Source organism: Psychrobacter sp. W2-37-MNA-CIBAN-0211, assembly GCF_040309405.1.
GTDB lineage: Bacteria > Pseudomonadota > Gammaproteobacteria > Pseudomonadales > Moraxellaceae > Psychrobacter > Psychrobacter glaciei.
The window spans coordinates 112,390-125,484 of the sequence record NZ_JBEOOU010000006.1 but is presented as its reverse complement, the minus strand read 5'-3'; the positions used below and the strand labels follow the sequence as shown (position 1 = coordinate 125,484).

The 13,095-nt window shown below is 42.7% G+C and carries 10 protein-coding genes; 1 reads left to right on the top strand and 9 read right to left on the bottom strand.

Features of this window, described 5'->3' with window-relative positions:
• Positions 1–78: 78 nt before the first annotated feature.
• The 7 genes from rlmKL to queC all read right to left on the bottom strand — a co-directional run bounded on the left by rlmKL (position 79) and on the right by queC (position 8,849).
• Positions 79–2,421, bottom strand: coding sequence for a bifunctional 23S rRNA (guanine(2069)-N(7))-methyltransferase RlmK/23S rRNA (guanine(2445)-N(2))-methyltransferase RlmL (gene rlmKL, locus AAEY72_RS08155; RefSeq protein WP_194620073.1), 2,343 nt, complete (start codon positions 2,419–2,421; stop codon positions 79–81).
• Between the two features lie 599 nt (positions 2,422–3,020).
• Positions 3,021–3,548 carry a peroxiredoxin gene (locus AAEY72_RS08150; protein WP_194620071.1) on the bottom strand — a complete coding sequence of 176 codons (528 nt, stop codon included), beginning with the start codon at positions 3,546–3,548 and terminating at the stop codon, positions 3,021–3,023.
• A gap of 401 nt (positions 3,549–3,949) precedes the next feature.
• A complete protein-coding gene (locus AAEY72_RS08145) occupies positions 3,950–5,137 on the bottom strand; it encodes a mechanosensitive ion channel family protein (RefSeq protein WP_227669940.1) in 1,188 nt (395 codons plus the stop codon).
• Between the two features lie 151 nt (positions 5,138–5,288).
• Positions 5,289–6,785 carry a dihydrolipoyl dehydrogenase gene (locus AAEY72_RS08140; protein WP_352310157.1) on the bottom strand — a complete coding sequence of 499 codons (1,497 nt, stop codon included), beginning with the start codon at positions 6,783–6,785 and terminating at the stop codon, positions 5,289–5,291.
• 132 nt (positions 6,786–6,917) lie between these two features.
• A complete protein-coding gene (locus tag AAEY72_RS08135; RefSeq protein ID WP_194620064.1) occupies positions 6,918–7,415 on the bottom strand; it encodes a peroxiredoxin in 498 nt (165 codons plus the stop codon).
• A 158-nt stretch (positions 7,416–7,573) separates the two neighbouring features.
• Entirely contained in the window at positions 7,574–7,903 is a 330-nt protein-coding gene (locus tag AAEY72_RS08130) for a hypothetical protein (RefSeq protein WP_189584517.1), read from the bottom strand.
• A gap of 229 nt (positions 7,904–8,132) precedes the next feature.
• Positions 8,133–8,849, bottom strand: coding sequence for a 7-cyano-7-deazaguanine synthase QueC (gene queC / locus AAEY72_RS08125; protein WP_265087668.1), 717 nt, complete (start codon positions 8,847–8,849; stop codon positions 8,133–8,135).
• Between the two features lie 342 nt (positions 8,850–9,191).
• Between queC and ttcA the strand changes: the two genes are divergently transcribed.
• Positions 9,192–10,268 (top strand): tRNA 2-thiocytidine(32) synthetase TtcA, encoded by a 1,077-nt coding sequence (ttcA, locus tag AAEY72_RS08120; protein ID WP_413191369.1) that lies wholly within the window; start codon positions 9,192–9,194, stop codon positions 10,266–10,268.
• A 263-nt stretch (positions 10,269–10,531) separates the two neighbouring features.
• Here ttcA and AAEY72_RS08115 read toward each other — a convergent pair whose 3' ends face one another.
• On the bottom strand, positions 10,532–11,113 hold the full coding sequence (locus AAEY72_RS08115) for a FixH family protein (protein WP_010199599.1): 582 nt from the start codon (positions 11,111–11,113) through the stop codon (positions 10,532–10,534).
• 175 nt (positions 11,114–11,288) lie between these two features.
• On the bottom strand, positions 11,289–12,698 hold the full coding sequence (gene ccoG / locus AAEY72_RS08110) for a cytochrome c oxidase accessory protein CcoG (RefSeq protein WP_194620049.1): 1,410 nt from the start codon (positions 12,696–12,698) through the stop codon (positions 11,289–11,291).
• Positions 12,699–13,095 lie beyond the last annotated feature (397 nt).

Below are 13,095 nucleotides of genomic sequence, written 5' to 3'. Positions count from 1 at the left end.
AACCCAAATTTTGAGGAGCTAGACTGCTGAGATGAATTTCTCTATTTGTCTAGCACTTTTGTATCGATAAGCGCTTGATTACAGGCTTTGACGGTGACGAATCTCAAAACTTTGATGGATTGGTTTTTTGATATTAAAATCGAAGCCAATGGTTTTTTGGGTGATATCAACGATGTCATAGCGCTCGATTAACTGCTCATCGAGCTCAAAACGGGTAAAGTTGTTTGAGAAGTATAAGACGCCATCAGCGGTCAAGCGGTTCATCGCGCGGTTAATAATAGCGGCATGATCTCGCTGCACATCAAAAGTACCTTGGAACTTTTTCGAGTTTGAAAAGGTCGGTGGATCAATGAAGATGATATCGAATTGCTCGGTATTTTCCTTAATCCACTCAAAAATATCGGCAGCAACGAATTGATATTTATTGCGGCTGACATCCAAACCATTTAGGACAAAGTTTTGCTTGCCCCAATCGAGATAGTTCTGCGACAAGTCAACGCTGGTGACTTTTTTCGCGCCAGCCAATGCCGCATGTACACTTGCCGTACAGGTATAAGCAAATAAATTCAATACTGATTTATTACGACTGTTGTCTTTAATCCGAGCGCGCATATTACGATGGTCAATAAATAAACCGGTATCGAGATAGTCGGTAAAGTTGACGTAGAAATACGCGCCATCTTCGCGAGCAACATGAAACTTGCCACGCTTTTCTGTGGTGTTCTGCTTACTATACTGATCATTACCAGACTGGCGTGCCCGAGTTTTGATAAAGATTTGTTCGCGATTAATATCAAACACTTCACGAATACCCATCAAAGCTAGATTAAAGCGTTTTTTGGCGGTCTCGGGTGGAATGGTTTTTGGTGGTGCATATTCTTGCACGTGCGCATAGTCACCGTATAAGTCGATAGCCACTTTAAAATCAGGCAAATCGGCATCGTAGACACGCACATTACTCACATTGTCTTTTTTGGCCAGTTTCTTGAGTTTGGCAAGATTTTTTTGCAGGCGATTGATAAAGTCTTGACCGTCTTCTACTTCAATCTCACGCTTTTCAAAACGGCTCACAAGATTACCTGTTTGCCCTGCAATCAACTTGCCATAGCGGAAATAAACGGTAATGGCACCATTATGACAGCGTAAGGTTTTTGGTTCTTTAATTGGTAAGATATCGACTTGCTCGACATGAGAGGCCAATATACCAAGCATCGGATCGACACCACTACCAGCAAAGCTGTCTTGCAATATAAGCCCAATCGCTTGATACAAGGGCTTAATCATCTCTTCATCACCCAAACGCTCGCCGTAAGGTGGGTTGGTGATAATTAGAGGATTGCTCAATCGACCATCATCGACCAACGGCTTTAGCACACTGCTTAGCTGGTCAAGGGCGCGGGTTTCAATGTCGAGTAACGGTAGCAAGTCCTGTAAACCAGCGGCAATAAGGTTTTTTTCTGTGGCGATAATCGCGCCACTATCGGCATCAAAACCCAAAATGAGCGGTAGGGTATCTGGCTGCTCGTTAGCGATTGCTAAGCCTTCACGGAAACGTGTCTGGGCATCATCAATCATCTGCTGCCATAGCGTCTCGTCATGATGCTGCCATTGGTAAAAACCAAATTGATTGGCGGCTTTGTCGATACCCACCGCATAATCACAATGCATGAGTAGCGCTTCAATGATAAAGGTGCCAGAGCCACACATTGGATCGACTAAGGCATTATAAAAAGGCGCGTCGCCAGCATCATTTTTCTTATGCCAGCCTGCGCTATAAAGCAAAGCTGCTGCTAAGTTTTCTTTTAATGGTGCTTCGGTCATCGCCACGCGATAGCCACGGCGGTGTAAACTGGTGCCTGACAAATCTAAATACAGTTCAGCTTGCTTGTCATTAACCGTCGCAAAAATAGCAAAATCCGGATGTTTGCTATCGACGTTAGGGCGACTGTCATAAACTTCATTAAAGGTATCAGCAATGGCATCTTTGATACGTAGCATCGCAAACTGTTGACTGACAGCGACGCGTTTGTCGACGGATAGACGGATGGCAAAGGTTTGCTCTAAGTTGAATTGCTCCGTCCAATTGACCGATTTTGCCAAACCATAAAGCTGCTCGGCCACATCATACTCAGCATTGATGTTTCTGCGTTTGATTAACATCAATACCCGTGACGCTACCCGCGACCATAGGCAAATAGTATATAAGTCACGCAACGTACCCGTAACGGTCAGACGCCCCGTACTTTTGATATCGCTTGCAATACCAAAACTCGTCAGCTCAGTCTGTAGTGGTGCCTCAAGCCCATCGGCACAAGTGATAATCAGCTCAAGTGACAACTCTGCTGAGATCGCTGGTGAAAGTGCTTCTGACAACGCTGGTGAAGATGCGGCGGCAAGGGCTGGCGCGGTTGTTTCGGTCATACGGATACCTGTGGGCTAAATTGATAAGTAATGATAAATAAGGCACATCATAAGATAAGATGTTTAACCGTCAATTTTACCATAATTACGCTATGGATGGTTTAAGTGGCTTTGATTAAAAGACGGCGTTTAAAATTTTGGCGTTAAGGTGTTATTAAAACTACTGCTATCTATAGTGAGTGAAAACTATAGTGAGTGAAAAGTAGTACAGATACACCACGCAATGCTGATATCCATTTTTCTTGCTTGCTGTGCCTGCACAGACAGAGGCTACAAAAAATTGATATCAGCAATACCGTCGCATTTTTAGGATATTTTGGCTATAGCGTCAGATTAAAAAAATGGCTCATTATTGGTTTTTAATCTAAGGCGTGTCCTCATTTTAAAATGGTAATACAAATGAGATAAATTACAGTCAAACAAGGAAAATAACAAAGCTCAGAGATAGAGGTTCTTGTAAAAAACATAAAAAAACTGCGTAGCCCTTATGTTCAAGGACTATGCAGTTTGGCAGTTTGGCAGTATTTGAGCCTCAGTACTTAAGCATCTATCGACGCCTGATAATACCAGTCAAGAGCCAATGTACTTAAGCATTGTGATTAAGCCTTACTTTTCAAATAATCTAACATAGTGTCTGCATCTGATACTTCAAATGGGTCTATTGGACAGTTGTCGCCAAAATCAGGTTCCTTAAACACTTTTTTGATGGCTTTGTTGTCGACAAGCATCGAATAACGCCATGAGCGCATACCAAAGCCAAGATTACTCTTATCAACCAGCATGCCCATTTTACGAGTGAACTCACCATTGCCATCAGGCAGCAAAAAAACGTTTTCGCGGTTTTGCTTTAGGCCCCACTGATACATGACGAAGGCATCATTGACAGAAATACAAACGATTTCATCTACGCCTAACGCCTTAAACTCATTGTAAAGCTCTTCATAACGAGGTAGGTGGCTGGTCGAACAAGTTGGCGTAAAGGCACCTGGTAGTGAGAACACAACCACTTTTTTATTGGCAAATAACTCATCTGTGGTGAGGTCATACCATGTGAATGGGTTATCTCCTCCAATAGATTCATCACGAACACGAGTTTTGAAAGTCACATCAGGTACATGGGTAATCATTATTTACTCCGATTTGGGTTATTGTCTTTTTGTTTTCAAAATGCTGCATTTATATGATAATAGTTATAGTAATCCATAAGCAAATCTTTAGGCTTATATTCACTATATAGTTAATACTAAATAAAATGGATAAGTTATTTAATAACGCGAAACTGTTATAAATTTTTCTGGCTTGCTGTGCCTATGCCGACAGAGGCTGCAAAAAATTCATCCCAGTCCCGCTGTATCTTTTTCATATCGGACTGACTATATAAGCTATCAAAATATATGAGCTTTTTTTAGACCTTACAAGCTACGCTAGCTGCTTTGGCCATATCATAGAGAGCTATGTTTGAAGTAGTCTCTGTCGCTTAAGATTTTTGAATTTACTTTTCCAGATTAGGGGCATTCCTTAATAAACGTTATTTATTATCCTTGGTTAGCGGCCGTTTTTCTGATACGACCTGCGTTGTGGTCGCAAAGGGTTTGGTAGCGATAGGATAATCGACGTCTTTTGGCATCAGTAAGCGCATATGCGGGTAAGGGGTGGAGATATTGGCGGCATCAAAGGCACGCTTGATATCCTCTTTTAGACCTTCCTTGATTTTGGGCATGCGCGCGACAGCGGCAGGCTTGACCCAAAAACGCACGATAAAAAACACTCCGTACTCACCAATTTCATCCACGGTAGCTGAGCATTCAGGACGATTGAGCACCACTTCAGTATCAGCAAGGACTTGCAAAATTTCCTTGCGAGCAGTGTCGACATCATCTTCAAAAGCGATACGCACACGAATATCGAAGCGAATAAAGTTCTTGGAGGTTAAATTGGTAACTTCAGAAGAGGCAACGTTAGAGTTGGGAATAATGACGGTGATGTTGTCTCGAGTCAAAATATGGGTGGTGCGTAATGCAATGAGTACGACACGACCTTCATTGTCATTGATATGAATCCAGTCGCCAACCTGAAAAGATTGTTCGAGCAAAATGGTGATACCCGCAATGAAATTAGCAAGGGTTGATTGGGCAGCAAAACCGACTGCCAAGCCCACAATCCCTAAACCTGCGACCAATGAGACAATATCAAAACCAAATTGCGCCATGACGCTGGCAAGTCCGAGTACCAATAGCAGCACTGACAAGATGTTTTGAAGCAGCTGCTCTATAGAAGCGTTGAGACCATAATGCTGTAGCACTCTGTGAATAATCTGTCCAGATGACGTCCAAAGTACGTAATAAATACCCGCCCATGTACTGGCTTTTGCAGTGGCCTTGATAGTCTCTGGCTCAAAGTAAATTTGGCTCATAATGGCAATCAAGCTGGTAACTATCCAGATATAACGCAAAACGGAACGGACGATTTTGGCACGGCGCTCATTCAGTCGAATGCGAGATTTGCTTTTTTTGACAATATAAATAGCCAACCAATAACAAAACCCCAATACCGCAAGCAGTATTAGGATTTTGATACCAGTGCTAACCAACTCTACTGCTTGCGATGTCCAATCGAATGACTCTTCGTCTATAGAGCCGCCCAAAGCGAGGTAAAGGCTGGTGTGCAGGTCACGAATAATCTCTTTAAAAAAGTCGGTAACACTGGCGATTGGCATTTTTTCGTCCATGCAGGGTGTGTTTGTACAAAGTTTTGTACACGAGATGCTTGGCTATAAACTACCTCAAGTTATCAAAGCAATCAAACATAACATGAGTGGTGATTGAGACTAAGCCCTCACTTCTTGGAAAGTGTGACTGAGGTATCCATTAAGAGTTATCTTTTTGTGTGTCTTGAGATTGGAAAGGTATCTCCATCTTATACTGGACATCACGTAGCGCGGTACGCAAACCTTCTAGTATCGTTGGATGATAGAAAGGAGTATCGAGCATGGCTTTGATACTCAAGTCATTGGTAATTGCCATAGCGAGTATATGACCGATATACTCGGCATCAGGACCTACCATGCTAGCGCCTAAGATTCTATCGGTTTTTTTGCATCCATAGATATGCAACAGACCACAGTTGACACCCATCACACGACTGCGACCTTGGTTATCAAAACTGACGCGACCAATGACATACTCCAATTCTGGATCTTGTTGTATTTCTGGTAGAGACATACCGACATTAACGATTTGGGGCGAACAAAACACGATAGAAAAGGGCACTGCTGGTGGACGGATATAGGCAGCGTCTTTATTGTCACAGACCATATTACCTGCACTAAAACCTTCATCACTGGCCACATGTAACAGTGGAATATTGGCATTGGCATCGCCAACAATAAAGACATTCAAATCACCAATTTGACCGGTTTTCTTGCTCAGATCTTTTGGGCGGTTTTTTTCATCGAGTACAACGCCTAGGTTTTCAACGCCTAGCTCGTCAATATTGTTACGGCGACCTGTCGCGACCAGTACGTATTCCCCTTGCCACTGCTGTGTCTCACCTGCGCTGTCTTCATAGTCAATAAAAGCGAGTGAACCTTTATTGCCTTCAGCCGTTTGTACACCGACATCGTTAATTTTACTACCTAAGTGCATCATCAGCTCGCGGCTTAAGCAGTCGATGGCCTTATTGCTAATGTCTGGATCTTTCAGTCCAGCCACCTTTTTGACGCGATTAAATAATGTCACATCCACACCCAAGCGATTAAATGCTAGTGCGAGCTCCAAGCCAATGGCACCTGCACCAACGACCGCCATAGATTTTGGTAAGTCTGGCAGCTCAAAAACGGTATCAGAGGTGAGCAAGGTATCACCAAGCTTGTCCGCCCAACCTTCTGGAATAAAAGGGGAGCTACCTGTGGCCACGATGATTTTTTCTGCTTCAATCACCTCGTCATTGACCTCAATCATACCTTGTTTATTGATATGAGCGTGACCCGCTATTTTTTTGTGATCAGGCCAGCTATCTACTTGCTCTTCGAGATAGCTTTCGAAATGACTGCGTTCGTCGCGTACGCGCCCCATCACTTGTTTGCCATCTATTTGCACAGTTGTGTGAATACCGAATTCAGCAGAATGGTTGGCATCATGTGCACGGTCAGCCGCTGCGATCAATAGTTTGCTAGGCATACAGCCTACAGTGACACAAGTCGTCGTCCAAAAGCCTTCGTTAATAATGACAACATCGTCTTTGATTTTACTGGCTTGGCGAAAGGCGTTTTGTCCTGCTGTACCTGCACCAATGATGGCAACAGAGACTTTACGGGTGACTTGATGGTTTGTGCTATCGACAGCGGTGTCGGACTGGTTTTTCATATTGTTCTCAAGTAGTTATATTTTATAGGATGTGAGTGACTGATAAGACGTTGGCTTTTAATCGTTTGTGCTCAGCGACTCAATAAACGCTATTTTATGACCAATAATTAGTGCCACTAATTATAATAAAAGTTATGGTGCCAATATCGTCAGTAAACGCTCAGTATAATCTTTGGCGCGTAGATTGCGCTGCGCATGCGTGAGATTGCCGTCTTTATCGAATACGAAAGCTGAGCGTACCAGACCTAGCGTTATCTTACCGTACATGTTTTTTTCTTTTATGACCTCAAAGTACTGGCATAGTTTTTCGTCGCTATCACTGATCAGTGGAATCTGTAGATCATATTTCGCGATAAACCTTTCATGAGATTCGACACTATCACGGGAGACCCCGACAATATCATAGCCCAAATCATCAAACTCACTAAGACGCGCCGTGAATTCTGTCGCTTGTGTGGTGCAGCCTGGAGTGCTGTCTTTTGGATAAAAATAAAGGATCAGTCCTTTGTCGGTATGCGCAACCAAGTCTTTTAGGTCAATGTCATCATGAATAAAGTGACCATCGAGCTCACGCACCATCGTCACTGGAAAGTCGGGCAGGGCGATAGTTTCTGTGGTTGGTTTAGCCATGGTAAAGTCCTTAGTCATTTTAATGTTTGTTTGAGTTATGATTGTCTTATTATAGGCAGATTAGCAGAAATAAATACTCAGTTTTACACTTCACTTATTCATTGGCAACAAAAAAGACTGGTAATGACCAGTCTTTTTTGTGTTGAACCTTTTATCAATTATGCCGGTTTTTGTGGTTTCTTTAGATCTAAGCCGACGGTGCATTGCTGCAAGTCTTTTTGCATTTCCTTCACGTAAGATAGGCCTGACGGGTCTTTCTTGTCTTGGGCGTAGCTTTCAATTTCCCACATTTGACCGATCGTCATGTTGCTACGAACGCCAATGGTGCAATTGCACAGTTTGGTCGCGTTATTTTTATCAGCAACTTTATATTTGACGGCCCCGCTCACACAGGTATTAATATTGTCTTGCTCGATATCGGTAGCATTGGCCTGTGGTATGGCAAAAAGAGCCGCTAAGGCTAGGGGTAATACTGGCAAAAACTTCATAAACATCCTCTCAAGGGTAGCGTCAATTTTGTAGATTTTTACTCAAAAATTAAATTACTGAGGTAAATAAGGGTATTTCTCTATCAGTTGTCTATCTGATGACAGAGAGAATCGTCCATACCATAGCAAGTATCGTAATTAAAATACAACGGCGGCGTGCTGTGTTAATGCAAGCGAATGTTTCGCTAATGTTTAGTTATACTGTCTGTCGCTATGAGTACTTAAACTGTTAAGGTTGATAATGAGTAGGATCAGCGATACCTGCTTGGGCGAATCCTTGGCGACGCAAGGTACAGCTATCGCAAACACCGCAGGCAAGACCATTTGCATCGGCTTGATAGCAAGAAATCGTCTGACCATAATCGACACCCAATGACAGCCCAAGCTCGATGGTTTTTGCTTTTGACAGCTGCTGTAATGGTGTCTGAATGGATAAATGATGGCCAGTAACGCCCGCTTTTGTCGCCAAGTTTGCCATGTGCTCAAAAGCGGCAATGTATTCAGGACGACAATCTGGATAACCTGAATAATCGACTGAGCTGACGCCAATAACGATATGGTTGGCGTCGGTCACTTCAGCGACGGCTAAGGCATAAGATAAAAATATGGTATTACGAGCCGGTACATAGGTGTTTGGGATGGCATCGTTATCAATCTCATCACGGTTTTTATTAGGGAACTTCTCCGCATCCCCATCAGGAACCATCATACTGTGATCCGTCAATGATGAGCCACCAAGCTGAGCGATATCAATATCGATAATGCGATGGTTGACCGCTGCCGTTTCGGCGATATTTTTTGCGGCGACAAGCTCACTATTATGGCGTTGACCATAGTTGAAGCTGACCGCAGTCACCGATGCATAACGTGCCTTGGCCCAATACAAACAAGTCACCGAATCAAGCCCGCCCGACAGTAGCACAACGGCATTTTGGCTTTTATGCAGAGCATTTAAGTCAGTATCGGAGGCTTGATTATTGGAGGTGCTTTGCGAAGTAACGTTAGTCATAGTGTTATCTATTATTGGTTTACGAAAAACGGTTATTTTAGCAAAAATCCAACCATTACAGAACCATGCAGCCATTATTTAATGTCCTCTTTTCAAACTGTTAGCAAATTTTGTTATAATCCCTGCTTTTAAAGCATCAGTGTTAACGCTTGCCCATCATGTATGACAGCACTGTAATAGCAGTTTGCTGTATAGCAAAATCACCCTTGTAAAGATATTGAGTAACTTATGACCGCAGCGACCTTGTTTACACCAAAAATTACGCCAGAGTTTGATGAGATGTCTGCTGATGCAGGTATGGCTGACTATACTTTAGAGATTGATAGTATGGAAGATGATGATGCCGCTGAGGATGATTTGATGGCTGAGCAGTTATCACCTACTCAATCAGCACAGTTTCGCAAGCTACAGAAGAAACTGCGTAGACAAGTATCTTGGGCGATTCGTGATTTTAATATGATCGAAGAGGGTGATGTGGTGATGGTCTGTGTTTCAGGAGGCAAAGACAGCTATACCTTATTGGATATTCTATTGCTGCTAAAACGTATTGCACCGATTAATTTTGATATCGTCGCGGTTAATTTGGATCAAAAACAACCCGGCTATCCAGAAGACATTTTGCCAGCGTATCTAAACGAGCAGGGCATTGCCCACTATATTTTAGAAAAAGACACTTATAGTATCGTCAAAAGCGTGGTGCCGGAAGGTAAGACATATTGTTCGGCATGTTCGCGTTTGCGTCGTGGCTCATTATATGGTTTTGCCAAACAAATTGGCGCGACTAAAATTGCTCTTGGTCATCACCGTGATGACATGCTCGCGACTTTCTTTTTAAACTTGTTCCATGGTGGCACGCTAAAATCCATGCCACCGAAACTGCTCAGCGATGACAAGCAAAACATGCTCATTCGTCCATTGGCATACGTTGAAGAAAAAGACATCATTGAATATGCACACCTAAAAGATTTTCCGATTATCCCGTGCAATTTATGTGGTAGCCAGACCAATCTACAGCGCGCTATTATTAATGACATGCTACGCGAATGGGACGATGCTCATCCACAGCGTTTGGCTTCTATCTTTAAGGCGATGCAAAACGTGGCACCGTCGCAACTAGCAGACCGTGAATTGTTTGATTTTGAGCGATTAAGTCTCGATCGTGATGATAATAAGCGTTTGTTTGAAGGGGATAATATTCAGGCAGGGCAGACCGATAGCTTGGCTGAAATTGGCTTACCAATAGCGCCACAAACGCAAACTTTTAATCCAAAGTTTGCCAGTAAGCAACAGTCAGATAAAACGATAGAAAGCAGTCGACCCACACAGAAGATTCCAACAATTAATCCTGTTATCTAGGGCGTGTCTCCAACTCAATCGATGAATATATAAATGGGCTAAAAATGGCTAAATTTTGCTGATATTAATTTTTTGTCGCCTCTGTCTGTGCAGGCACAGCAAGCAAGAAAAATGGATATCAGCAGTGCGTGATGGTTCGATATCACTTTTTACTCACTATAGCCAAATAATAGCCAAAAAAAACCAGCTTATTAATGGCTGGTTTTTTTATGTCTTAATGAATTGATTATTCGCTGAATCTACGAAGTCTATATTTGTATAAGTTAACTCTCAGCAAATACTGGTAGCGGGTCAAAACTAACCTTTGAACGTGGCAATTTTGCCACATCTTGCATACGCCAATCATCTTTGCCTTCATTGCTCACTTGCAAATAGTACTTGGCTTTTACGGGGTCAATATCTACCTTAGCGCTATATTTATTACCTTCTTGGTGCTGTAACACCACATCACGATCTTTTTTAATGTCGGTCGCATGGGAGATTGATAAATCTAATTTATCAGGATAAGTAAGCGGGGTGCCATTAAGTAATTTGCCCGATTGTAAGCTTTGCTCAGGATAATTCAAATAAAACACAATATTACCGTCATCGGCAAACTGCATCTCGCCATGCAGGTCTAAGTCATAAGTCAGCTTGTCACGGGACACATCATGATAAAGCGTCTTGCCATCCATATACCAATCGTCACGAACCACACTGTCACGGATCTGATAGGAGTAATAAACAAACCAGAGGCAAGCAATCACCACAAAGGCTGGCATGCCAATCACAAAGATAACCACCATATAGTTTTTATACCATGGCTGGCTATCTTGGTGCTTAAAATTTGGTGCTGGAGTAGACATAAAATACCTGTTAATCAAATAGCTGTTTATAGATATCCAGTTATCGGATATCTATACAGTGGTATCGACGGATAAATTGACGGCTAACGGCTGTCAGTTTAATGATAATCTATAACCCGCTCGTCGATGACTAACGGGTGAAATATATGAGTCTACACTTGCCACACGCAAGCGTTTACTGACCTTGGGTGGTAAAGACGTTTTGTTTGCTGACCATGTACTGACCATCATTGCTGTTCACATTTAGGGTAACAAGTGTTTGACCAGATTCAATGACATCAGGATCACCATAAATACTGACGGGCATATCAAAGCTTTCACCCGCTTCTAATGGTACATCATTAAAACGCAATTCCAAACTCAGACCTTCTTGCGGGGCAAGGGTTATCTTGTAGGTATGCGGCTCTTGGGTTTTATTGGTCAGCTTGACGATATAGCTGTTTTCAATCATGCCTTGAGTATTGATCGATGACAACTGATTACGGTCACGGCGAATGTCAATCTCTAAGGGGACACGATCGGTCAAGGCATAAACGACACCACCGCAAAGCACGGTCAGTAGCGCTAAATAGGCAAAAAACCGTGGGCGAAATACTCGGCTTTTCTCTTTTTCTGCCAGTTGCCGTTCTGTCGTATAGCGAATCAAACCACGGGGATAACCCACTTTATCCATGACTTCATTACAGGCATCGACGCACGCGGCACATTGAATACAGGCCACTTGTAAGCCATCACGAATGTCGATACCAGTAGGGCATACTTGCACACACATCTGACATTCGATACAGTCGCCTAAATGCTCCGGATTGGTCCCTTTTTTGCGCGCGCCTCGTGGCTCACCGCGCTCATAATCATAGGAGACAATCAGTGTATCTTTATCAAACATAACGCTTTGGAAACGCCCGTAAGGACAGATCTGAACACACATCTGCTCACGCATGTAGCCGGCATTCACATAGGTAGAAAAAGCAAAGATAAAGACAGATACCCAAATCCACGTAGGCCAATCAGGGAAAGGTATAACGCCTATCATCTGCCAACTATGATATAAGCTATCAGTGCCGGAGACGTAGCTGACGAATGTAGTCGCCGTAATCATTGAAAAAACAAACCAAATAAAATATACCAAACCACGTTTAAAGGCTTTTTTTGCACTCATTGGTTCTTTATCGAACTTCATGCGCTTATTACGGTCACCAATCACCCATTTTTCAACGTACTGATATAGATGCGTCCAGATCGTTTGGGGACACGCATAGCCGCACCATACCCGACCAGCGTATACCGTTACCATAAATAAGGTAAAAGCGGCAATCAACGCAAAGGCGGCAATGAAATAAAAATCCTGAGTCAAAAAAGTCATGCCAAAAATATAGTAATGTTGCGAGGGCACATCAAACCATATTGCCTGCCTATCATTATAACGCAGCCATGGCAGTAACAAAAACAGCGCCAAAAACGCATACATACTAACGACGCGGATATTTTGATAAAAACCCGTGATAAATCGAGGATGAATACGATGCTTGGTGGCATCAAGATCAATCTGCTGTACAGGGATTTTATTGGGTTGTGGTGCTGACATAAACGTGCCTCTTTAAAAAAAGAATCAGTCTGCTGGCATGATGAACAAACACCTATAATAAAAAGATGTCGGGATGTGCGATGTTATCAATGTCAGTAAGTAGCTGAGTAGGATAATCACTGTAAAAAACAGCGAACCCTGCTACCAAATGAGCGATTGTAAATAGCCAATTACGATTGAACCATTCATACTAAAAATGGCGATCGATTCGTGGTTTTCAAATCGTGCTATTTTAGCATTATCCCTACTATAAATGGGGTAATAATGCTCAAAAACAATCATTGTATCCAAATTATATTGACCGACTAGTTGTCGTCGAGTCGCCTGCACAGCTGGCTTTGCAGAGTAAATAAGTATCATGACAAAGACATGAAAGCGCTTAAACTAAAATCTTCAG